This is a genomic window from Marinobacterium sp. xm-d-530 (assembly GCF_013283365.1).
Taxonomy (GTDB): Bacteria; Pseudomonadota; Gammaproteobacteria; order Pseudomonadales; family Balneatricaceae; genus Marinobacterium_E.
On sequence record NZ_WBYM01000005.1, the window covers coordinates 235,878 to 257,125 of the forward strand.

General features: G+C 47.9%; 22 protein-coding genes and 5 tRNA genes. 11 read left to right on the forward strand and 16 right to left on the reverse strand.

Features of this window, described 5'->3' with window-relative positions; translation table 11 throughout:
- The first annotated feature begins 28 nt into the window (after positions 1-28).
- Positions 29-892: an RluA family pseudouridine synthase gene (locus XMD530_RS10060; protein ID WP_173481108.1), complete on the forward strand. Its 864-nt coding sequence runs from the start codon at positions 29-31 to the stop codon at positions 890-892.
- Between the two features lie 90 nt (positions 893-982).
- Positions 983-1,402 (forward strand): hypothetical protein, encoded by a 420-nt coding sequence (locus XMD530_RS10065; protein WP_173481109.1) that lies wholly within the window; start codon positions 983-985, stop codon positions 1,400-1,402.
- Positions 1,403-1,460: 58 nt separating this feature from the next.
- Here XMD530_RS10065 and XMD530_RS10070 read toward each other — a convergent pair whose 3' ends face one another.
- The 3 genes from XMD530_RS10070 to ycaO all read right to left on the reverse strand — a co-directional run bounded on the left by XMD530_RS10070 (position 1,461) and on the right by ycaO (position 5,514).
- On the reverse strand, positions 1,461-2,108 hold the full coding sequence (locus tag XMD530_RS10070) for an LON peptidase substrate-binding domain-containing protein (protein WP_173481110.1): 648 nt from the start codon (positions 2,106-2,108) through the stop codon (positions 1,461-1,463).
- A gap of 196 nt (positions 2,109-2,304) precedes the next feature.
- Complete coding sequence (locus tag XMD530_RS10075) at positions 2,305-3,303, reverse strand: ArsJ-associated glyceraldehyde-3-phosphate dehydrogenase (RefSeq protein ID WP_173484055.1); 999 nt, start codon at positions 3,301-3,303, stop codon at positions 2,305-2,307.
- A 465-nt stretch (positions 3,304-3,768) separates the two neighbouring features.
- On the reverse strand, positions 3,769-5,514 hold the full coding sequence (ycaO, locus tag XMD530_RS10080) for a 30S ribosomal protein S12 methylthiotransferase accessory factor YcaO (RefSeq protein ID WP_173507114.1): 1,746 nt from the start codon (positions 5,512-5,514) through the stop codon (positions 3,769-3,771).
- A 154-nt stretch (positions 5,515-5,668) separates the two neighbouring features.
- Here ycaO and XMD530_RS10085 point away from each other — a divergent pair.
- From XMD530_RS10085 to XMD530_RS10110, 6 genes are all read left to right on the forward strand, one after another.
- Positions 5,669-5,744: transfer RNA gene (locus tag XMD530_RS10085), tRNA-Asn, on the forward strand.
- Positions 5,745-5,768: 24 nt separating this feature from the next.
- Positions 5,769-5,845, forward strand: a tRNA-Pro gene (locus tag XMD530_RS10090).
- Between the two features lie 18 nt (positions 5,846-5,863).
- Positions 5,864-5,940, forward strand: a tRNA-Pro gene (locus XMD530_RS10095).
- Between the two features lie 9 nt (positions 5,941-5,949).
- Positions 5,950-6,025, forward strand: a tRNA-Thr gene (locus tag XMD530_RS10100).
- A gap of 89 nt (positions 6,026-6,114) precedes the next feature.
- The gene (locus tag XMD530_RS10105) at positions 6,115-6,300 is read left to right on the forward strand and encodes a DUF6726 family protein (RefSeq protein WP_173481113.1); all 186 of its coding nucleotides are present in this window, start codon (positions 6,115-6,117) and stop codon (positions 6,298-6,300) included.
- 92 nt (positions 6,301-6,392) lie between these two features.
- Positions 6,393-6,875, forward strand: a complete 483-nt coding sequence (locus XMD530_RS10110; protein WP_173481114.1) for a universal stress protein — start codon at positions 6,393-6,395, stop codon at positions 6,873-6,875.
- 3 nt (positions 6,876-6,878) lie between these two features.
- Here XMD530_RS10110 and XMD530_RS10115 read toward each other — a convergent pair whose 3' ends face one another.
- Both XMD530_RS10115 and XMD530_RS10120 read right to left on the reverse strand, forming a co-directional pair.
- A complete protein-coding gene (locus XMD530_RS10115; RefSeq protein WP_173481115.1) occupies positions 6,879-7,298 on the reverse strand; it encodes a DUF4426 domain-containing protein in 420 nt (139 codons plus the stop codon).
- An 11-nt stretch (positions 7,299-7,309) separates the two neighbouring features.
- Positions 7,310-7,876 (reverse strand): peroxidase-related enzyme, encoded by a 567-nt coding sequence (locus tag XMD530_RS10120; protein ID WP_173483506.1) that lies wholly within the window; start codon positions 7,874-7,876, stop codon positions 7,310-7,312.
- A 115-nt stretch (positions 7,877-7,991) separates the two neighbouring features.
- Here XMD530_RS10120 and XMD530_RS10125 point away from each other — a divergent pair, with 115 nt between their 5' ends.
- Positions 7,992-8,396 (forward strand): response regulator, encoded by a 405-nt coding sequence (locus XMD530_RS10125; RefSeq protein WP_173483505.1) that lies wholly within the window; start codon positions 7,992-7,994, stop codon positions 8,394-8,396.
- 98 nt (positions 8,397-8,494) lie between these two features.
- On the opposite strand, the gene modF is transcribed toward XMD530_RS10125, so the two are convergent.
- Both modF and ilvC read right to left on the reverse strand, forming a co-directional pair.
- Positions 8,495-9,940, reverse strand: coding sequence for a molybdate ABC transporter ATP-binding protein ModF (modF, locus tag XMD530_RS10130; RefSeq protein ID WP_173489164.1), 1,446 nt, complete (start codon positions 9,938-9,940; stop codon positions 8,495-8,497).
- A 97-nt stretch (positions 9,941-10,037) separates the two neighbouring features.
- Complete coding sequence (gene ilvC, locus XMD530_RS10135; protein WP_173483503.1) at positions 10,038-11,510, reverse strand: ketol-acid reductoisomerase; 1,473 nt, start codon at positions 11,508-11,510, stop codon at positions 10,038-10,040.
- 176 nt (positions 11,511-11,686) lie between these two features.
- Between ilvC and ilvY the strand changes: the two genes are divergently transcribed.
- Together ilvY and XMD530_RS10145 are read left to right on the forward strand one after the other, a co-directional pair.
- The gene (ilvY, locus tag XMD530_RS10140) at positions 11,687-12,562 is read left to right on the forward strand and encodes an HTH-type transcriptional activator IlvY (RefSeq protein WP_173481120.1); all 876 of its coding nucleotides are present in this window, start codon (positions 11,687-11,689) and stop codon (positions 12,560-12,562) included.
- Positions 12,562-13,254 (forward strand): tetratricopeptide repeat protein, encoded by a 693-nt coding sequence (locus XMD530_RS10145; protein WP_173489163.1) that lies wholly within the window; start codon positions 12,562-12,564, stop codon positions 13,252-13,254. The genes ilvY and XMD530_RS10145 overlap by 1 nt, the downstream gene beginning before the upstream one ends.
- A gap of 369 nt (positions 13,255-13,623) precedes the next feature.
- Here XMD530_RS10145 and XMD530_RS10150 read toward each other — a convergent pair.
- The 9 genes from XMD530_RS10150 to thrS all read right to left on the reverse strand — a co-directional run bounded on the left by XMD530_RS10150 (position 13,624) and on the right by thrS (position 21,063).
- Positions 13,624-13,700, reverse strand: a tRNA-Pro gene (locus XMD530_RS10150).
- 45 nt (positions 13,701-13,745) lie between these two features.
- The gene (locus XMD530_RS10155; RefSeq protein WP_173482050.1) at positions 13,746-14,093 is read right to left on the reverse strand and encodes a MerR family transcriptional regulator; all 348 of its coding nucleotides are present in this window, start codon (positions 14,091-14,093) and stop codon (positions 13,746-13,748) included.
- A complete protein-coding gene (gene ihfA, locus XMD530_RS10160; RefSeq protein ID WP_173482051.1) occupies positions 14,093-14,395 on the reverse strand; it encodes an integration host factor subunit alpha in 303 nt (100 codons plus the stop codon). Before ihfA ends, XMD530_RS10155 begins: the two co-directional genes overlap by 1 nt.
- 20 nt (positions 14,396-14,415) lie before the next feature.
- Positions 14,416-16,794: a phenylalanine--tRNA ligase subunit beta gene (gene pheT / locus XMD530_RS10165; protein WP_173495471.1), complete on the reverse strand. Its 2,379-nt coding sequence runs from the start codon at positions 16,792-16,794 to the stop codon at positions 14,416-14,418.
- A 31-nt stretch (positions 16,795-16,825) separates the two neighbouring features.
- Positions 16,826-17,809, reverse strand: coding sequence for a phenylalanine--tRNA ligase subunit alpha (pheS, locus tag XMD530_RS10170; RefSeq protein WP_173483500.1), 984 nt, complete (start codon positions 17,807-17,809; stop codon positions 16,826-16,828).
- Between the two features lie 102 nt (positions 17,810-17,911).
- On the reverse strand, positions 17,912-18,268 hold the full coding sequence (gene rplT, locus XMD530_RS10175; protein ID WP_173482054.1) for a 50S ribosomal protein L20: 357 nt from the start codon (positions 18,266-18,268) through the stop codon (positions 17,912-17,914).
- Between the two features lie 32 nt (positions 18,269-18,300).
- Positions 18,301-18,495, reverse strand: coding sequence for a 50S ribosomal protein L35 (rpmI, locus tag XMD530_RS10180; RefSeq protein WP_173482055.1), 195 nt, complete (start codon positions 18,493-18,495; stop codon positions 18,301-18,303).
- A gap of 94 nt (positions 18,496-18,589) precedes the next feature.
- Complete coding sequence (infC, locus tag XMD530_RS10185) at positions 18,590-19,090, reverse strand: translation initiation factor IF-3 (protein ID WP_173482056.1); 501 nt, start codon at positions 19,088-19,090, stop codon at positions 18,590-18,592.
- Between the two features lie 56 nt (positions 19,091-19,146).
- Entirely contained in the window at positions 19,147-21,063 is a 1,917-nt protein-coding gene (gene thrS / locus XMD530_RS10190; RefSeq protein WP_173482057.1) for a threonine--tRNA ligase, read from the reverse strand.
- Between the last annotated feature and the right edge of the window lie 185 nt (positions 21,064-21,248).

Sequence of the window (21,248 nt, forward strand, 5' to 3'; positions counted from 1 at the left end):
TAACGGCACCTTCGGGTGCCGAATTTTTATGAAAATAGAGTTCGAAAAATCCATCACCACTGAACAAGCCGGCAGCAATGTCACCGACTTTCTGGCGCAAGAGACCGCAATCTCCAAACAGAAAATTAAGGACGCACTGAGTAAAGGTGCCTGCTGGCTGAAGCGTGGCCAAAAAGGTCGTAAGCGCCTGCGTAAGGCCAAGGAGATTCTGCAAAAAAACGATCGGATCTCTCTCTTTTACGATTCTGAACTCTTAGGCCGTAAACCAGAAGGTGCGCAATGTTTGGTGGATGCTCAAGGTTACTCTGTCTGGTTCAAACCAGCCGGTATGGTTGCACAGGGAAATGACTGGTGTGATCACCTTGCCATTACTCGTTTAGCCGAGCAAACACTTGAACCGAAACGCGCTTCGTTTTTAATACACCGTTTGGATCGTGAAACGGCAGGTCTGATCGTGATCGCTCATAAACAGGGTGTTGCAGGCGCCATCTCGCGCGAATTCCAAAACCGTAAGGTTGAAAAATTTTACCGCTGTCTTGTCTCAGGGCAGGCACCCGAGTCCGGTGAAATCATCAATAAACTGGATGGCAAACCGGCCCATACCAAATTCACCCGACTGCACTACAACTCCGATCGTGACTATTCGGATCTCTATGTAGAGATACTGACCGGGCGAACACACCAGATCCGACGTCATCTCAATCAGATCGACCACCCTGTTATGGGTGATCCACGCTACGGAAGTGACAACAAAAACCTAGCAGGCATGCAGTTATTTGCTGTCAAATTGGCATTCAACTGCCCTATTCAACGCCGCAAAGTCACGTTTGAACTCTCCAACGAGTTTTTGAAACAGCACAGCAACTCGGAGTTGTCTGACGCAACGCCTTAACAAAATTGCCAAGACAGTTGGGTGTAGCATCAAGGGCAGATGACAGGCTAAAGCCAGTCACTGGTTTAGCGACTTGGCTTCGGAGCTGCGGTGACTGGCTTTCAGCCTGTCATCCGCCAGACCAGCCACTCAATAGATATCGCCAACCACTGCGCAAAGCCTTACAATACTCGGCTGACCTATTTGGATGGAATCATGTTCGACAAAAAGACCAAAGCCCAGATCCGCGCCGAGCTTGAACAGCAAGTTCAGGATTTTCTGCGCTCTGGTGGCGAGGTTAAAGAGATTCCTCAGGGTCAGAGTGGAGTTCCGCACGGAGGACTGATACGCCCCGTCTTTAATGACGGCAAACCGCGCGAGTCGAGAACCCCCTGCGAGGGTGTGTTGCAGACCATCGATGCAAGACGCCTAATCAAAGAGCGCCCTAAATTAGCTAGAAAACTGAGTAAACCTAAACGCAAAGTCATTTACGACGATTTCGGAGAGCCTATCCGAGAAGTTTGGGAGTAAGAAACCTGCGAACAAGTCCCGCAGAGAAGATGCGAAACTTATTCGCAGATTCCCTAGGTCAGCGATTCATTAAATCCAGTGTGAATCTGAGTCGCTCCACCGCACTCTCCATCTCCAGTGCTTGCTGCAAATAGTGAGCATCAAATCGAATTAATCCAAACAGCTCAAAACTGAACGCTTGTGGCGATTTTGTTAACCACTCCTCTTGATTGAGAATGTCTCTCAATTTATTGGCCGCTCGGCTATCACCTTGCACCATTGCCAGTACACGATGGCGCACCTTATCAACCAGCTCAATCGCTTCTGATAACTCATCTTCAGTCATCTCACGATCAGCCATTGGTTGACACTCATACACCGAGTAGGGAATCTGCTGCAGTGATTGACCCAAACGGTATCGCTGATCGATATGGACATCCACCACTAGACGCCCATCATCTAACTGCTTAATCAGCTCGCACTGACCAGCACTAAACACTGTGTAGGGTCGATAGGTTGCTTGGTTTGTCTGCAACGCCTCTTTCAGAGGCAATCCCGATTTGGCAGGACTGATCTCTTTTTGTGTGTGACAAATCGCTACCGGCATACCTGTCTCCAAACAGTGATTGATCATCTGTCGGTAACGAGGTTCAAATACATGCAACGGAAACACTGTGCCAGGAAAGGTGACACAGTCGGGAATGGGAAAAATGGCGATTTGAGTCACGCAGCCTCCTTAAAGTAGTTAAAGAGATTACGCAACTCAATTAGGGTCGGACTACTTAAACTCGGTGACTGGCTTTCAGCCTGTCTTCCGCTCTACAAAATAGTGCCAAATGATAGTGCAGATGACAGACTAAAGTCAGTCACTGGACCTGGATTGGCGTCGCGGCCTTTTTAAGACCGCTCCAACTATCCCCTACTTACTTCGCCAGACCGACTTTAAGGGCCAGTTCGGCCGTACGGTTCGCGTAGCCCCACTCATTGTCGTACCAGAGGTAGAGCTTCACCTGAGTGTCGTTAACCACCATGGTCGAGAGCGCATCGACGACACTTGAACGAGGATCCGTCTTGTAATCGATCGAAACCAGTGGACGCTCTTCATAGCCCAAAATGCCTGCTAAATAGCTCTCTGATGCGGATTTAAGCAAATGATTAACCTCTTCAACACTGGTCGCTCTGTTGACCTCAAAGACACAGTCTGTAATCGATGCATTGGTTAGAGGTACACGTATCGCGTGGCCGTTCAACTTACCTTTTAGGTCTGGGAATATATGCGTAATTGCCGTCGCCGAACCGGTTGTGGTGGGAATCAAACTGGTACCACAAGAGCGAGCACGACGCAGATCTTTGTGCGGAGCATCAATAATAGTCTGGGTATTGGTAATATCATGAATGGTCGTCATAGAACCGTGTTTAATACCTAAATTCTCATGAATTACCTTCACCGCAGGTGCTAGACAGTTGGTAGTACAAGAGGCGGCTGTCACAATTCGATGCTGCTCAGGGTCAAATAGGTCATCATTCACCCCCATGACACAGTCCAGCACACCCTCTTGCTTGACCGGCGCAGTGACGACGACACGCTTAACCCCTTGATCAAGGTAGGGCTGGAGTGCCTCTTTTGATTTGAACTTCCCTGACGCCTCTATGACCAGGTCACAGCCACTCCAGTTGGTCTCATCAATGGTCTTGTGCGAGCTAACGGCAATGAACTGATCTGCCACCTGCATGCCACCATCAACGGGAAGTGCCTCTCTGCTCCAACGTCCATGAACGGAATCGAAATTCATAAGGTGAGCCAAGGTTGCCGCATCCCCAGCGGGATCATTGATCTGAACAATCTCCACATCCGCACTATCAAACAGTACACGAGCTGTCAGACGGCCCATTCGACCAAACCCATTGATACCAACGCGCATAAAATACTCCTTCATAAGATGACAGAATTATTTCAGCGTTTTGTTACAAATTGAAGACAAATGAATCTTTTGACACATATCAATGCGGCTATATTAGAAAGGCGTAATCTACAGTTAACCAAACAAACAGAAGGAGCAAGCAAATGGCTGCTATTTCAAAAGATCACACACCGGCAACTGTATGGGCACTGGATCTAGTCTTTCTACTGGTCGCGATTTCACCCGCCCTAATTTTTGTAGGCTCACTGATCGCAGGTTAATGGTCGATAAGGGTTAACTGCCCATAGGATAAAAGGTCAGCGGATGCTGGCCTTTTTTGTGGAAAAAAAAAGCACCCACTGCGGGTGCTGAATTGTGCTGCTAATAATAGGAATCGAACTAGACAGCCAAGGGACAATCACAAATTAAAACTAGCATCTAAATAGAGCCTCTGCGACCGCAACTGTGCTGACTGTCCCTATTGTCTTAATACCGTTTTTCATAAGAACCTGACTTCACATCATGCAAACGCTTATAGACTGTTAGCAGAGAGTGATGAGTGTTTAGGTTAGAGAATGTCTCATCAAGCCCGGACAGAGCATCGAACAGCTTCTCTCCAGCAATATTAGCCAGAGCTTCTTGGTATAGCGCTTCACCATAGAGCGCAACCAATGGGCGTTCATACTGTTCTCGTTCACGATTGGAATCTATCTCTAATCGTATCAATTCAGAAAGACAGCGGTGCAATTTAATCTCATCGTCTGTTAGGTGACCAAAGTTTAACATCCAGTCAACTTGCTCTAGGGCTAACTCTAACTCGCCAGACTTAAGCGCGAGCTTGAACTTAATATCCCCAATGCGAACACGATCCCAGGGCGAATCAGAGTCCGTTGCGACCCCTAACAGCTTAGCAAGACGCTGTTGATCATCAAATCCACCCTGCTCTAACTCTTCCAACAGATCCAACGCCATCTCCTGATCAAGTTGAGCGGGCGATAACAGTCGTGATCGCAGAGGCGCAGCTAGATTGTTGTTTCGCCAAATTAACTCATCAACAGGATAGATCTCTGACATCCCTGGGACCAAAATCCTGCAACAATCGAGCCCAAGGTGTTGATAGTCAGCAATATAGATCTGTAAATCTACGCCATGAATGATTCGACAGAGCTCGTCAAACTCATCCTCAGAACTTCCCTCTATATTCCACTCGGTAAAGGGGTAATCAGGCTCATCGGCGAACATATCCCATGCGACAACCCCACTGGAGTCGATAAAGTGCGTCTCCAAGTTTTGAGGCTCTGCCGCCTCATCAATATCAAAGGTTGGGTGCGGGAAATCGTTCAGAGAGTCCAAAGCCCTACCCTGCAACAACTCAGTGACGGTTCGCTCCAGTGCAACTTCAAACTTAGGGTGAGCACCAAATGAAGCGAAACAGCCACCATCATTGCGATTAAAGAGCGTGACATTTACCAGAGGGTATTTTCCCCCAAGAGAGGCGTCACGCACATCAACCAAAAATCCTTGAACACGCAGTGCTTTGATGGATGCTTCGATGCGAGGATATTGTGCAATCACCTTAGCCGGAATGCGCGGCAGTGTAATACCGCTGGAGATAATGGTGTTCTTTATATGACGCTCAAAAATCTCAGACAGCGCTTGAACGCGCGCTTCAAAGAGATTATTGCCGGCAGCCATACCATTGGAGACATAGAGATTCTCCAACACATTGACTGGAAACCAGACTGTCTGTTTATCCGACTGACGAACAAAGGGTAAAGCGCACACACCCCTATCAGCTCGACCCGAGTTTAGGTCTACCAACATATCGGCACTGAGCTCCTCATCAGGGTCGTAGTGATTTCGGCTGTTTTGATCCAGCAGGCCTTCTGGCCACTGACCGGCAGAGGCTGGGAACCAGCGCTCATTGGGATAGTGAACAAACTCACGATCGGAAATGTCTTGACCGAAAAAGTAATCGGCAAAAAAGTAATTAGTACTCAATCGTTCATAGAACTCGCCCAGCGCACTGGCAAGACAAGCTTCAGGAGTAGACCCTTTACCGTTAGTAAATAATAGTGGGCAGTGACGATCACGAATATGCAGTGACCAGACGTGAGGCACAGGATTGAGCCAACTCACCTCCTCTATGTCAAAACCAAGATCCTTCAGCCCCTGACTCATGCGCTCGATCGACTCTTCAAGCGGGGCATCTTTTCCTGGAATTCTGGTCATTTTTTGTACTCTTTGTGGACTAACAGAGGTGTCAGCTAACTTATTATTTATTCGAAAGATTATACCTGAAGAAATAGTAGGAAAAAGTTCAAATGAGCGCTTGACGAAGGTCCGCCCCGTAATTAGTATATGCGCCCTCAGTTGAGCAAACAGTTCCTCGATAGCTCAGTTGGTAGAGCAGTAGACTGTTAATCTATTGGTCGCTGGTTCGAGTCCAGCTCGAGGAGCCAACTTTACTCAACAAGAGAAAAAGTCGGAGTATAGCGCAGCCTGGTAGCGCATCTGCTTTGGGAGCAGAGGGTCGTAGGTTCGAATCCTACTACTCCGACCACTTTTTCTCACTCCTCGTCGGAGTATAGCGCAGCCTGGTAGCGCATCTGCTTTGGGAGCAGAGGGTCGTAGGTTCGAATCCTACTACTCCGACCATCTCTTTGTGCCGGTATAGCTCAGTTGGTAGAGCAACTGACTTGTAATCAGTAGGTCCCGAGTTCGACTCTTGGTGCCGGCACCATTTACTACCTCTTATCACCGTTCATTTTTTCTTTAAGCACTCTGCGAACATAGCCACTTTTATAGGCATTTTTAAGGTATAGTGCTCGCATGAATATTAAGCTCATTACCTTATCCCTTGCAGCCCTGACTCTTCAAGGCTGTGTACTTACTAAAGTCGTGACGGTACCTATGCGCGTTGGTGGGGCAATCATCTCTGTTGTACCCGTGGTCGGTGACCCAATTGACGAGTCAATCGACACCGTGGCGGATGGAATTGACAAAATCCCGATTTAAAATTGCTCTAAATCAGACAAAGATGTTCTTTTTCTGACACCCTACTAAACACTCTCTAAAGTACAGGCATTAGACCCAATCTGGAGAGTGTTATGCTACCTGCCGTAAACAATATTCTTTACGCATCAGACATTAATGATGGCTCACGCCCTGCGTTTCGACACGCTGTTAAACTCGCCGAGCTGTACGATGCCAAACTCACCTACTTGCACGCCGTAGAGAAGATCAGTGACGGCGCAGCTGCTGTTCTACAAAATGTCATCGATCGTGATGAGCTTAATGAGTTAGAGAGAAGTGGCTCTGCCCGTTTGATGGAAAAAGTGGAACAACGCATCAAAGCGTTTTGCGAGGACGAGGTTCCAGAAGGGTCCATTAATCCGAGCGACATTGCCACCTGCGTCGATCAAGGCACACCTTGGCAAGTCATCATCGATACAGCTGACAAGATCAATGCGGATATGATTGTCATGGGTGTACGGACCCATGCGACCCTTCAGCACATGTTATTGGGCTCAACGTCACGCAAAGTCATGAGCCACAGTGTAATACCTGTGTTGATCGTCCCTTTAAGCTAATAGTTAGCGATTAAACAGACGCTGCTCAAACTGATGATTGAGTTGAGCGTCTGTCTCTTTGAGATCAGTTACAACACTAAACCGAGTCACCTCACCATGCGTGAACGGAAAATTAGCCGTGTACATGATGCGCATCCCTTCATAAAACTCACGCATCTCCAATACCACGTCTCCTGTTGATCCTGACACTCTTACCTTTGGATCCTCAAATTGATAAGAACCGAAGGTCACAGGATCAACGCAAGTGATCGTCAAGTAGCCCAATGAGGGCTTACGTTCGAATCCATATAGATCTGCCACATGTTCGGAAAGCTCTTCACTCGCAGAAACATAGGTTTTAACCTTACAATCTTCTGCCCATACACCGGTTGAAACAAAGGCTAAAGAGCCAGCAAATAGTGAAGCAATTACCTGTTTTTTCATAACAATCCTTACTAGCGACCTAAACTGTAAAATTCATCATTAGGGCGCAAACTCATGACATTGGCCATGCGATTAGAGAAGCCAAACAACCCTGTGATTGAAGTGATATCCCAAATATCATCATCACTGAACCCCTGAGCATGCAGCCTATCAAAGTCTGCCTCACCGACCTCATTAGCTGATTGAGCTACCTTCATGGCAAAGTCCAACATAGCGCGCTGGCGTTCAGTAATATCTGCTTTACGGTAATTAGCGACTATCTGATCGGCAATCAATGGATTTTTCGCACGTATTCTCAAAATTGCGCCGTGCGCAACAACACAGTATTGGCACTGATTAAGACTACTAGTGGCTACCACAATCATCTCACGCTCAGCCTTTGTCAGCCCCGATTCCCGCTCCATAAGCGCATCGTGATAAGCAATGAACGCACGGAACTCGTCTGGCCTCCTAGCCAATGCCAGAAAAACATTAGGAACAAAACCGGACTTTTCCTGAACCGTTAAAATAAGATCACGGATATCCTCAGGTAGATCCTTTATATCAGGGGTACTAAAAACACTAATCTGATTACTCATTAGAAGAGACTCATATTCTAAATTTTTACTATTTATACCAGAAACATGATCTGTGCTGTATTGAACTGATTCAATCAGTGCTAGGATAAATCTATAGGATAAAGTAGATAGAACAATGACAGATGACACCCGAAAGCCAAGAATACTTATAGTTGAAGACGATGAATTTTCTCAAGATTTCATCAGTGGAGCCCTAGATACACTGGCTGAAGTGAGTATCGCAAACAGTGGCGAACAGGCGCTTCAAAAATTGAGTGACACCGGTCAATTGCCAGATTTAGTGGTTGTCGACATTGTCATGTATGCAATGAACGGTATCGAGATTACCCGTTATATTCGCCATGATTTGAGTGAATATAAAATACCTGTCTTTGTTCTGTCTTCACACGCTGATGCAGCAATGGAGAGAATTGCCTACAGTGCTGGTGCTACCGTGGTGTGTAAGAAAGGACTATCATCACAAGCTTTGTTACAGCGCATTCGCGGGCTTCTGGATATTTCATTTAATCCCCACTCTTAAGAAACATTGCGTACACAGGTATATTGGACCGTCAATAACTACTAAAAATCTTATTCCAACCGCACTACTCATTGCACTATGGGTGGTTCGTTAACGGATTAGGATTGGCGTTTCTGCATCGCCATAAAGTGCTCTATCCCTTTGATTTGATCTTCAGCGTGGTGGTTTACATACAAGACGGTCGTCTCGTTACCCTCACAGATCTTCTCAATCAGAGCCAATACCAACTGTCGGTTCATATCATCTAGCCCTAGACAGGGCTCATCCAGAATTAATAGCGGTGGATGTTTTACCATGGCGCGCGCAATCAACAAGAGTCGCTGATCACCGTAAGAGAGCTTGTTGAACGGCACATCGGCGCGATCCTGCATACCCAGCAGTGCAAGCCACTGATCGGCAATCATCTTCTGATTATCGGTTGATTTGGTGTACATACCAATGCTGTCAAAGAAGCCCGAGATAATGACATTTTTACAACTGATGCTGACACGATACTCCCATTGCAGTGCGGTCGACACATAACCAATAAACTGCTTAATCTGCCAGATACTCTCGCCGTTACCGCGCTGAAAACCGAACACAAAGATGTCGTTGACGTAACACTGCGGGTGATCGCCAGTAATCAATGAGAGCACACCTGTTTTACCACTGCCGTTTGGACCGCTCAGTTGCCAATGTTGGCCAGGATTTATCGTCCAGTTGAAGCCCTCAACAATTACTGCATCACTGTATTTGATCGAGATATCGGTCAGTTTGACCAGTGGATCATTCGGATTCAGTTCTGGAAGCGGGTTAGCAGGATCCGCCGGTGGAACCTCTAGATCTGTCGTTTTCAAGTGAAGCAGTTGGTATAGCTCTGCATAAGCCGATTCATCGCTGCGATCGACCTGAAACGCCAGACGGCCGGCATCATTACCCACTTTCTCCATGTAAGCGACATGCGTAATAAAATCGGGCATCTCATCGAAGCGGTTTAACACCAGTATCATCGGCGTTGTATCAATGATGCTTGCTAAATGCTTCTGCAGCATCGCAAGCGTATCAGCATCTAACCCATCAAAGGGTTCATCTAAGATCAACAGTTCAGGGTTGTTGGCCAACGCACGCACCAACATCATCTTTCGGCTCTCACCGGTCGAGAGCTTGCGGAATGCTCTATCCAACAGGGGTGACAGACCGAACTGCTCGACTAATTCAGCCGCTAATAGTTGATCTTCACAGTGTTCAAAGATCATCTCTCGAACGGGTGTTCCTTCTGAGATGACATCTAAAATATCCGCGTCGTCCTTTTTCAGCTCCTGCTTGATCAATTCAGCCTGTGCTTCGAATGAGACGAGTCCAACTCTGTTTGGGACTCCCTCTATGGATCCATTCAATGCATCACCAAACCCTGCTAACACCGCTGCAAGCGCCGACTTACCAGAACCATTGGTACCGGTGATGACCCAATGCTGATTGGGCTCAATGGTCCAATCGACCCCTTTAAGGTCAAAGCGTTCATCAAAGTTTACGTCAAGGTTTTCAATGTGAATGGATGTCGACATGGGGATTCCTAATCAACAAATAGAGTTTATAAAAAGCATAAAGCCGAGTACTCCTTGCGAGGCACTCGGCTTTGAGTCGTTTAAATTTTATCTAAAATTAAACGATCTTCTTCATGTCAGCCATGTGGCCACGAAGAACTGTACCGATCGCTTCAACTGGGTGAGCGCGTAGTGCAGCGTTAACTTCGATTAGACGAGCGTTATCTACGCCGTTGTCGTCAAGATCTAGGCCTTTACCGATAACGTCAGACTTGATGCCCTTCATGAAGTCAGCTAGTAGCGGAACACACGCGTGGTTGTATAGGTAACAGCCGTACTCTGCAGTATCAGAGATTGTTGCGTTCATTTCGTAAAGCTTCTTACGAGCGATAGTGTTTGCGATTAGTGGAGTCTCGTGAAGTGACTCGTAGTACGCAGACTCAGCGATGATACCAGCAGCCGTCATTGTTTCGAATGCAAGCTCAACACCTGCTTTGACCATAGCAACCATAAGGATGCCTTTGTCGAAGTACTCTTGCTCAGAGATCTCTACGTCGCCTGCTGGAGTCTTCTCGAAGTTAGTCTCTGCAGTCTCTGCACGCCATTTAAGAAGATTAGCGTCATCGTTCGCCCAATCCTCCATCATGACACGTGAGAAAGTGCCGTCGATGATGTCATCCTGGTGCTTGTTGTAAAGCGGACGCATGATCACTTTTAGCTCTTCAGCAAGGTCGAAACACTTGATCTTAGCTGGGTTAGATAGACGGTCTAGCATGTTGGTAACGCCGCCGTACTTAAGTGCTTCAGTGATGGTTTCCCAACCGTACTGAATCAACTTAGATGCGTAACCAGCGTCGATACCCTCTTCAACCATCTTGTCGAAACATAGGATCGAACCAGTCTGCAACATACCACAAAGGATAGTCTGTTCACCCATAAGGTCAGACTTAACTTCTGCGATGAACGATGACATTAGAACGCCCGCTTTGTGACCGCCAGTACCTACAGCGTAAGCTTTAGCCAGTGCTAGACCTTCACCCTTAGGATCGTTATCTTCGTGAACCGCGATCAGTGTAGGTACACCGAAGCCACGCACGTACTCAGCACGTACTTCTGAACCAGGACACTTAGGTGCAACCATGATAACGGTTAGGTCGTCACGGATCTGCATACCCTCTTCAACGATGTTGAAACCGTGTGAGTAAGATAGGCAAGCGCCCTCTTTCATCAGAGGCATCACCGCGTTAACAACGGCTGTGTGCTGCTTATCTGGAGTTAGGTTAAGTACGACGTCTGCAGTAGGAATAAGCTCTTCGTAAGTACCAACAGTGAAACCGTTGTCCGTTGCGTTTTTCCATGACTGACGCTTTTCAGCAATCGCTTCAGGACGCAGAGCGTAAGAGACATCTAGGCCTGAGTCGCGTAGGTTAAGACCCTGGTTAAGGCCTTGCGCACCACAACCTATTACAACCATTTTTTTGCCTTTAAGCGCTTCAACGCCATCAGCAAATTCAGACATATCCATGAAACGGCACTTTGCCAGTTCCGCTAGCTGCTCACGTAGTGGCAGTGTATTGAAGTAGTTAGCCATGCTAAACAGATCCTCATTTAATTGGGAGGTGCGTCGTTGAACGACACGGACAACTGACTAGAGTTCTAATCAAAGTGGGCAGATTATAAGCAAAACCAATAGTTTCTTAAATTGATATATTTGCAACACAACATCCCGATTTGCGCAACAATAGACAATTTAGATAGACTACCCCCATGAATTTAAAGAATCTGAAACAGTTTTTAGCATTGGCCGACACTCTGCACTTTGGACGGGCCAGTGAAGAGTGCCATGTCAGTCTATCAGCCCTCTCTCGAAACATTCGCCAACTCGAAGAGGAGCTGGGCGTAGAACTGTTCAAACGTGATAATCGGACTGTAGTTCTTACCCAAGAGGGGCAACGCTTTCTACAGTACGCCCGCGAAACTTACAGTCAGTGGAATATTATTCGCAGCGAATTGACGGACAAAACAGGACAGCTCAGCGGTGAGATCAGTATCTACTGCTCGGTAACAGCTAGTTACAGCTTCCTGTACGAATTGTTAAACCGCTTTCGCCAAGTACATCCGCATATCGAGATTAAGCTTCATACAGGGGACCCTGATCGCGCCATTGCACGTATCCAAGAGGGTATAGAGGAGATCACCATTGCCGCTCAACCCGACAACCTGAGCAAAAGCCTCTCATTTAAACCGATTACCCAATCTCCCTTAGTATTTATTGCACCGGCAGAGGCACAACCCAACTTACCCAACAGCTCACCACAAAGCGTTGAGGATTGGCAGAGCACCCCTATGATTCTCTCTGAAGCGGGTGTTGCTCGAAGTCGGGTCGACGACTGGTTAAACGAGCAAGGCATCACACCCAATATCTATGCTCAGGTTGCAGGTAACGAGGCGATCGTCAGCATGGTGAGCTTGGGGTTCGGCATTGGTGTCGTGCCCAAAATTGTTTTGGATAACAGTCCACTGGTCGAGCGAATCAGAATACTGGATGTACAACCCGCTCTAAAACCCTATGAGATCGGACTATTTACACTAACACGTAGCTTAAAAAACCCATTGATTGAAGCGTTCTGGGAGCTAAGCTAATGATGAAACTGATCGCTGTTGCATTTCTGCTTCTCACCACTCCTCTTCAAGCCGCCAGTTTCAGGGAGACCTGGCAAGCACTGTTCAGTGAACAGTATTCAGAAGCTATCGCCGGTGCTCGTGATATTCAGCTCAATGAAGACCCCAGAGGCAATTTTCTGTTTGGTTATATGTATCTGTTTGGTAAAGGGCTGGAACAAGATCCTGTTAAGGCTGAATCCTATTTCAAACGCGCCTCGGAGGCCGGCTTTAATGGTGCAACCTTTCGATTGGGAAAGATGTACCGGGAGGGACACCCTGGCGTACCGAAACAGACAGCACTGGCCTATCAGCTCATTTCACAAGCCGCTGAAAAAGGCGGACCCAACGCACAGTTCAACTTAGCGCAGATGGTCGAAAACGGGGAAGGTACCGAGATCGATTGGGAGAGAGCGTTTAAGCTATACCAAGGCGCAGCTTCCAAAAAACACGCCTTCGCGCACTGGAATCTAGGCTACTACTACCTCACTGGAAGAGTCGTTGCTAAAGACGTCAATAAAGCGTCTGAACACTTTGAGACCGCCTTCAAGGAGGGATCTTCCAAATGGCTAGCAATTGAGATTAATAGGCGCTTGATTGAAGATATAGCCCCTGAGATTAGAGGGATACTAGAAGAACAACTCATCACCCTGTCTCGCAGCCCCCGTGACTGACTTCAGTCTGTCATCGGCTCTATGAGCGTTTTCCAGACAACCCAATTAACCGGACAGCGGATGACAGGCTAAAGCCAGTCACCGGAAAACAAAAAGGGCCACCCTAACGGGTGACTTTATTCCTGTTGGAGCGATTTTGAGCACAGCGAAAAGTCGCGAATTTGAGATGAGAGGATTACGAAACAGATCCCTGTATTTCGCCCCTTCGGGGCCGCGCTTTGATCGCCTGCGACGTGACTGACTTCAGTCTGTCATCGGCTTTATGAGCGTTTTCCAGAGGGTCCATTTAAGCCAACAGCGGATGACAGGCTAAAGCCAGTCACCAGAAACACAAAGGGCCACCCTAACGGGTGGCCCTTTGTGTTTGTATGGTCGGAATGAGAGGATTCGAACCTCCGACCCCCTGCACCCCATGCAGGTGCGCTACCAGGCTGCGCTACATTCCGGAAACTTGGCGCGCATGTTACAGGATGCGCTTTCGGGTTTAAAGCCTAGTTGGCGTTAATTCTCATCGATTTAAGAATATCTTCCAGCTCGGTAATCGATTGGCGAATCAACTGCTTATACCGCCCTTGATCATCGTGTGTATTACCTGCTGTCAGATACTGTTTTGCTCCAGCAATAGTAAGGCCTTGTTCGTAGAGAAGGCCCTTGATTTCACGAATCAGAAGAATGTCTTGGTGCTGATAGTAGCGGCGATTACTGCGTTTAACCGGCTCAATTTGTTCGAACTCTTGCTCCCAGTAGCGAAGCACATGAGGCTTTAGATCACACAACTTGCTGACTTCACCAATCGTAAAGTAACGCTTGGTTGGGATGGTAGGAAGATCGCTCGACATTATTGTTGCTTAGCTGAATGCAGCTCTACTCGCTCTTTAAGCTTTTGCCCCGGACGGAAGGTTACCACTCGACGGGCAGAGATAGGCACCTCTTCACCCGTCTTAGGGTTACGTCCAGGACGCTGTCGCTTATCGCGTAGATCAAAATTACCAAAACCCGAGAGTTTGACATGCTCGTTATGCGAAAGACTCTCTTTGATCTCATCGAACATCGATTCAACCATCTCTTTCGCTTCGCGTTTGTTTAGACCGAGTTCTTCAAAAAGACGCTCTGCCATATCCGCTTTGGTTAACGCACTCATACCAAACCCCTTTATTAGGCTTAATCTCGCAATACTGCACCTAGATCAGAGGTCAGTTTTTCAACGACCGCTTGCACTGATGCATTGATCTCTTCTTCGTTAAGAGTGCGCGATGGGTGCTGCCAGGTCAAGCCAAGAGCAAGACTTTTTTGTCCATCTTCAATACCTTGGCCGGTATATACGTCAAATAGGATGACCTCTTTTAGGAATTCACCGCCCTCTGACTGCGCAATAGAACGAACCGAGTCAAAGCTCACCTCTGCACCGATCACCATCGCTAAATCACGACGTGACTCTGGGAATTTAGAGAGGGATGCAAAACGAGGTAGACGCCCTTCCAACAGAGATGATAGCTTCATCTCGAATAGATAGACTGGACCTGCAAGATCTAAGCTCTTCTGTAAGCTTGGGTGCATCGCACCAACCCAACCCACTGTCACGCCCGCTTTCTCAATGCGAGCTGACTGACCTGGGTGAAGGGCATGGTGAGTATCGGCAACCAGCTTAAACTGGCTCGCATCGCCACCCAAAGAAAACAAGGATTCCAGATCACCTTTGATATCAAAGAAATCGACCTTGTCACTCTTACCCATCCATGACTCGGGTGAACGGTTACCCGAAATAATACCCGCTAGGCTGTTCTCTTGTTCAAGCTCATCACCATTGGCAATAAAACACTGACCAATCTCGAACAGACGCACTCGACTCTGTTGACGCGCTTGGTTATAAGCAACTGCTTTAGAGAGACCTGGCCAGATAGTGGTACGCATAACCGCCATTTCAGCAGAGATAGGGTTAGCAAGCGCTACCGCTTCATTCTGATCGTCAAACTGTTTTGCTAGACCCGCTTCGATGAAGCTGTAGGTAATCGCCTCTTGGTATCCACGAGAGACCAAATGACGACGCAGGGTGCTTGCCGTTAGTTTCGACTCTTTGATTGAGGGCAGAGGAAGCTCGGCACGGGGTGTGTTAGACGGCAGATTGTTGTAGCCGTAAACGCGTGCAATCTCTTCAATCAGATCAACTTCGATGCTGATATCAAAACGGTAGCTAGGAACCGCAACCATCCATGAGCCATCGCCATTAGCACGCAACTGAAGACCTAGACGCGTTAGGATCTCTTCGATCTCTGCCGCTGGAATTTCAAGTGCCAACATATCAGTGACACGCTGGTGACGCAGTTCAAGTGCGACCGGCTTCGGCAAGTTCGTTTCAGATACAGCCTGGATAACCGGACCAACCTCACCACCGACAATATCAATCAGCAAGGCTGTCGCACGCTCAATAGCACGCGCCTGTAACTGCCAATCAACACCACGTTCGTAACGGTGGGATGCATCCGTATGCAGACCATAGTTTCGTGCGCGACCTGCAATCGCGATAGGGTCAAAGTAGGCACACTCAAGCAGAATATCTTTACTCTCTTCAGAGACTTCAGAGTTACCGCCCCCCATGATGCCCGCCATCGCAATTGCTTTATTGTGATCGGCAATCACTAGCGTATCAGCGTTCAGCTTAATCTCACTGCCATCAAGCAGTGTTAGCGCTTCGCCCTGCTCGGCCATGCGAACACGAATACCACCTTCAATCTTATTCAGATCAAAAGCGTGCATTGGCTGCCCTAACTCAAGCAACACATAGTTGGTAACATCGACAACAGGATCGATAGAGCGAACGCCAGAACGTTCTAAACGCTCAACCATCCAACGTGGCGTCTGTGCATTGATATCGATGCCACGAATGACACGACCCAAGTAGCGAGGGCAAGCTGAAGCGGCTTCTAACTCGATCGAAACGGTATCACCAATGGTTGCTGCAACAGCAGAGCAATCGATCTCAGCCACAGCGGCTTTATTCAATACACCCACTTCACGAGCCATACCGACCATACCTAGGCAGTCACCACGGTTAGGCGTCAAATCGACATCGATAATCATATCTTCAAGATTAAGGTAGTCACGGACACTCTGACCGACTGGAGCATCGGCTGGAAGCTCCATGATGCCGCCATGATCATCCGATAGGCCTAGCTCATCTTCAGCACAGAGCATACCCATGGATTCAACACCACGTAGCTTGGCTTTTTTAATCTTAAAGTTACCCGGTAGAACGGCACCGACCGTTGCAAAAGCGGTCTTGATTCCAGCACGGGCGTTGGGGGCACCACACACCACTTGGAAGGTCTCACTACCGTCACTTACCTGACATACGCGCAGTTTATCGGCATCTGGGTGCTGCTCGGCACTCAGAACTTCACCCACAACCACACCGGAAAACTCTTTGGCAACCGACTCAATCTCATCAACTTCTAAACCCGCAAGGCTGAGTTGATCCGCTAAACCCTGCGTATCGATGGCAGGCTGAACCAGTTCACGTAACCACTGTTCACTGAATTTCATAGTTAAATACTCTCGTCTGCTATCGGCTGAATTAGTTGAACTGGCTTAGGAAGCGCAGATCGTTTTCAAAGAATAGTCGTAGATCGTCAACGCCATAACGCAGCATTGCGAAACGCTCTACCCCCATACCAAAGGCAAATCCGGTGTACTCTTCAGAGTCGATACCCGACATCTCAAGTACTTTTGGATGAACCATGCCGCAGCCTAGTACTTCTAGCCATTTACCATCACCGCGATCGATATCGACTTCAATAGAAGGCTCAGTAAATGGGAAGTAGGAAGGACGGAAGCGCACACGCACATCCTCTTCAAAGAACTCACGTAAGAACTGCTCAAGCGTACCTTTAAGATCTGCAAAGCTGATGTTCTTATCGATGATCAAACCTTCAACCTGATGGAACATTGGTGAGTGGGTCTGGTCATAGTCACAACGGTAGACACGACCTGGACAGATAATACGAATAGGCGGCTTCTGCGCCTCCATCGTACGAACCTGTACTGGAGAAGTGTGGGTTCTTAACAGACGGTGAGCGTCAAAATAGAAGGTATCGTGCATCGCACGCGCTGGGTGGTGCGATGGAATGTTGAGCGCTTCGAAGTTGTGGTAATCATCTTCGATCTCAGGCCCCTCTTCTACCGAGTAACCGATGCGACTGAAGAAAGCTTCAATACGATCCATCGTTTTTGTCACTGGGTGCAGGCCACCCAACTCTGGCTGACGACCAGGAAGCGTGACATCCACCTTCTCTGCAGCCAACTTCGCTTCAAGTGCAGCATTTTCGAGTAGGCTCTTACGCGCATTCAGCACATCGGACAGCGCCTCTTTGGCCACGTTGATGCGTGCACCTGCAGCAGGACGCTCTTCGTTAGATAGTTTACCAAGCCCTTTCAATAGCTGGGTAAGGTGCCCCTTCTTACCTAGGTACTGAACACGAACTTCGTCTAAAGTTTTTACATCGCTCGCTGCTTCAGCAGCGGCTTTTCCTTCCGCCAACAGGGCGTCAAGATTTTCCATTTACGGCTCCACTCTCTGGGTCCAAATACAAAAATAGGGGAAGAGCGAGCACCCTTCCCCTATCTGAGTCGATCAATTCATCACCCTAGGGTGACGATTGTCTTAGGCTAGTGCTGCTTTTGCTTTTTCAACAACAGCGGTAAACGCTGTTTGCTGATGCACTGCCAGATCAGCCAGTACCTTACGGTCGATCTCAACGTTAGCCTTTTTAAGGCCAGCGATCAGACGGCTGTACGACAAACCATTGATGCGAGCTGCTGCGTTAATACGAGCAATCCACAGAGCACGGAACTGACGTTTGCGCTGACGGCGGTCACGGTAAGCGTACTGACCCGCTTTGATGACAGCTTGTTTGGCTACGCGGAATACACGACTACGAGCGCCGTAGTAACCTTTAGCCTGTTTCAATACTTTTTTATGACGTGCACGAGCTTGTACACCACGTTTTACGCGAGGCATGGTAACTCCTTCTTAATCCTATTCGTAACCAATTAAATGTATGGAAGCATGCGCTTAACCAGAGCCTGGTCAGCTGCATGTACCTGAAGCATTGGGCGTAGCTGACGCTTACGCTTAGTAGTCTTCTTGGTCAGAATGTGACTTTTGAAGGCTTGCTTGTGCTTGAAGCCATTAGCAGTCTTCTTGAAACGCTTTGCCGCACCGCGGACAGATTTAATCTTTGGCATTTACTTTCTCCACGCATTCGTTAGTTATCTGTTGGAACGAACAAAACCTGCAACACCATACTGGATGGCACGGCAGGTCTTAGTTTGGAACCAACTACTTTTTCTTAGGAGCTATGACCATGACCATCTGACGACCTTCAAGTTTAGGACGAGCTTCAACAGTACCGTAGTCTGCCAAATCCGTTTCAACTCGATTAAGAAGCTCCATTCCGAGCTCCTGGTGCGCCATCTCACGACCGCGGAAGCGAATCGTAATCTTGGTCTTATCTCCACCTTCTAGGAAACGTATCAGGTTGCGTAGTTTTACCTGATAATCCCCCACATCAGTCCCTGGACGGAACTTAATCTCTTTAACCTGCATCTGAGTCTGTTTCTTCTTAGCCTCATTTGCACGTTTTTTCTGGTCGTAAAGGTGTTTACCGTAGTCCATCACCTTACAGACGATTGGGTCGGAATCGGAGATCTGTACTAGATCCAATCCTGCCTCTTCAGCCGCACGAAGCGCTTCATTAAGGCTTACAACACCAACCTGCTCTCCGTCAGCGCCGATTAAACGACACTCACGAGCTCGAATATTTTCATTAATTGGCGGCAAATTCTTTTGACCGCGCTTGTTATCACGCTTGATAGCTAGTTTCTCCTAAAGCGTTTTTATTCGCTGCGACCTTTGCGATTATTCTCTTGAATCAACAAGTTAGCAAAGTCTTCAACACTAAATACACCCATATCTTCACCTGTGCGTGTGCGTACAGCAACGCTGCCAGATTCAACTTCTTTATCGCCGATTACTAGAAGATAAGGGATTTTCTGTAGAGTGCGCTCGCGGATTTTAAAGCCGATCTTCTCATTTCTCAAGTCCGAAATTGCTCTAATACCGCTATTTTGCAGCTTAGATACCACTTCATTGACAAAATCTGACTGTTTATCCGTGATATTCATGACGGCAACCTGCACTGGAGACAACCAAGTCGGCAGCGCCCCCGCGTAGTGCTCAATCAAAATACCGATAAATCGCTCAAACGAACCTAGAATCGCACGGTGCAACATAACCGGTGTTTCACGATCGCCCTTCTCGTTAACAAACTGAGCATCGAGTCGACCCGGCATCGAGAAGTCGACCTGAATCGTTCCACACTGCCAAACACGACCCAGACAGTCACGTAGTGAGAATTCAATCTTAGGACCGTAGAAGGCACCTTCACCAGGCAGTTCTTCCCAATTCAGACCCGCTGCGTCCAAAGCATCAGCCAACGCCTTTTCAGCTTTATCCCAAACTTCATCAGAACCGACACGCTGCTCAGGACGAGTAGAGAGTTTGTAAATAATGTCGCTGAATCCGAAATCAGTGTAGACCTCATGTAGGAAGTCGATGAATTCAGCCACCTCAGATTGAATAGAGTCCTCAGCACAGAAAGTGTGACCATCATCTTGAACGAAGCCACGAACACGCATGATACCGTGCAGTGCACCAGATGGCTCATTGCGGTGACACGAGCCAAATTCAGCCATACGCAAAGGTAGGTCACGGTATGAACGCAATCCCTGGTTGAATACTTGAATGTGACATGGGCAGTTCATCGGCTTAACGGCAAAGTCACGGCTCTCAGAGTGGGTCGTGAACATCTGCTCTTGGAACTTATCCCAGTGACCTGATTTTTCCCACAGAGTACGTTCAACCACCTGCGGTGTCTTGATCTCTTGGTAGCCACGTTTGCGCTGCTGTTCACGCATGTACTGTTCCACTGCCTGCCAAAGAGTCCAGCCATTCGGATGCCAAAACACCATACCTGGTGCTTCTTCCTGAAGATGGAACAGATTCAACTGCTTACCGAGTTTACGGTGGTCACGCTTCTCTGCCTCTTCAAGGCGGTGCAAGTAGGCTTTAAGGTCTTTCTTGTCACCCCAAGCTGTGCCGTAGATACGAGTTAGCTGCTCGTTTTTAACGTCACCGCGCCAGTAAGCGCCAGCCACTTTCATCAGTTTGAAAACTTTTAGGTGGCCCGTATTAGGCACGTGAGGGCCACGACATAGATCGATGAAATCACCCTGCTTGTAGAACGAAAGATCCTCTTCACCAGGAATCGATTCAATGATCTCGACCTTGTACTTCTCGCCCATCGCTTCGAACATTTTCACTGCGTCTGAACGACTCATAACTGAGCGCTCAACAGGAAGGTTCGACTTAGCCAGTTCCGCCATGCGCTTCTCGATCTTCTCTAGATCTTCTGGCGTAAATGGACGCTCATAAGCAAAATCGTAGTAGAAACCGTCATCGATCGTTGGACCGATCGTCACTTGAGCACCAGGGAAAAGATCTTGAACAGCCATCGCCATCAAGTGCGCAGTTGAGTGACGAATGATATCGACACCCTCTTCATCGCGCGCCGTGATAAGAGAGACGTCTGCATCCGCCTCGATGACAAAAGAGGTATCAACCAATTCACCATTCACTCGACCGGCAAGGGTAGCTTTCGCTAGACCTGGGCCGATATCAGACGCCAGATCAAAAACAGACAGTGGCTGATCGAATTCACGTTTACTTGAATCAGGAAGAGTAATAACAGGCATTTATAGATCCTAGTGCTCAGTGGTGACCCATACGACAGGCCACGTAAGTTATGTGCGAACGACTCAGTCGAAGCGCGTTTCAATTGAAGGGCAGTATTATACAGATCTAACCAACCAGTCTCCACCCTGATCCGGCTTAAAACCCAATGGTTAGCCACGAAGTGACTGATTTTTATCAAGCATCG

Excerpts from the sequence above, each read along its gene's own strand:
- ihfA (WP_173482051.1), bottom strand. The coding sequence starts at position 14,395 with ATGAGTGCGTTAACCAAAGCGGATATGGCAGAGCGTCTTTTTGAAGAA.
- ilvC (WP_173483503.1), bottom strand. The coding sequence starts at position 11,510 with ATGGCTAACTACTTCAATACACTGCCACTACGTGAGCAGCTAGCGGAA.
- XMD530_RS10115 (WP_173481115.1), bottom strand. The coding sequence starts at position 7,298 with ATGAAAAAACAGGTAATTGCTTCACTATTTGCTGGCTCTTTAGCCTTT.
- XMD530_RS10075 (WP_173484055.1), bottom strand. The coding sequence starts at position 3,303 with ATGCGCGTTGGTATCAATGGGTTTGGTCGAATGGGCCGTCTGACAGCT.
- XMD530_RS10125 (WP_173483505.1), top strand. The coding sequence starts at position 7,992 with ATGACAGATGACACCCGAAAGCCAAGAATACTTATAGTTGAAGACGAT.
- modF (WP_173489164.1), bottom strand. The coding sequence starts at position 9,940 with ATGTCGACATCCATTCACATTGAAAACCTTGACGTAAACTTTGATGAA.
- rpmI (WP_173482055.1), bottom strand. The coding sequence starts at position 18,495 with ATGCCAAAGATTAAATCTGTCCGCGGTGCGGCAAAGCGTTTCAAGAAG.
- XMD530_RS10145 (WP_173489163.1), top strand. The coding sequence starts at position 12,562 with ATGATGAAACTGATCGCTGTTGCATTTCTGCTTCTCACCACTCCTCTT.
- XMD530_RS10155 (WP_173482050.1), bottom strand. The coding sequence starts at position 14,093 with ATGTCGAGCGATCTTCCTACCATCCCAACCAAGCGTTACTTTACGATT.
- pheS (WP_173483500.1), bottom strand. The coding sequence starts at position 17,809 with ATGGAAAATCTTGACGCCCTGTTGGCGGAAGGAAAAGCCGCTGCTGAA.
- rplT (WP_173482054.1), bottom strand. The coding sequence starts at position 18,268 with ATGCCTCGCGTAAAACGTGGTGTACAAGCTCGTGCACGTCATAAAAAA.
- thrS (WP_173482057.1), bottom strand. The coding sequence starts at position 21,063 with ATGCCTGTTATTACTCTTCCTGATTCAAGTAAACGTGAATTCGATCAG.
- ilvY (WP_173481120.1), top strand. The coding sequence starts at position 11,687 with ATGAATTTAAAGAATCTGAAACAGTTTTTAGCATTGGCCGACACTCTG.
- pheT (WP_173495471.1), bottom strand. The coding sequence starts at position 16,794 with ATGAAATTCAGTGAACAGTGGTTACGTGAACTGGTTCAGCCTGCCATC.
- XMD530_RS10105 (WP_173481113.1), top strand. The coding sequence starts at position 6,115 with ATGAATATTAAGCTCATTACCTTATCCCTTGCAGCCCTGACTCTTCAA.
- XMD530_RS10110 (WP_173481114.1), top strand. The coding sequence starts at position 6,393 with ATGCTACCTGCCGTAAACAATATTCTTTACGCATCAGACATTAATGAT.
- XMD530_RS10060 (WP_173481108.1), top strand. The coding sequence starts at position 29 with ATGAAAATAGAGTTCGAAAAATCCATCACCACTGAACAAGCCGGCAGC.
- ycaO (WP_173507114.1), bottom strand. The coding sequence starts at position 5,514 with ATGACCAGAATTCCAGGAAAAGATGCCCCGCTTGAAGAGTCGATCGAG.
- XMD530_RS10120 (WP_173483506.1), bottom strand. The coding sequence starts at position 7,876 with ATGAGTAATCAGATTAGTGTTTTTAGTACCCCTGATATAAAGGATCTA.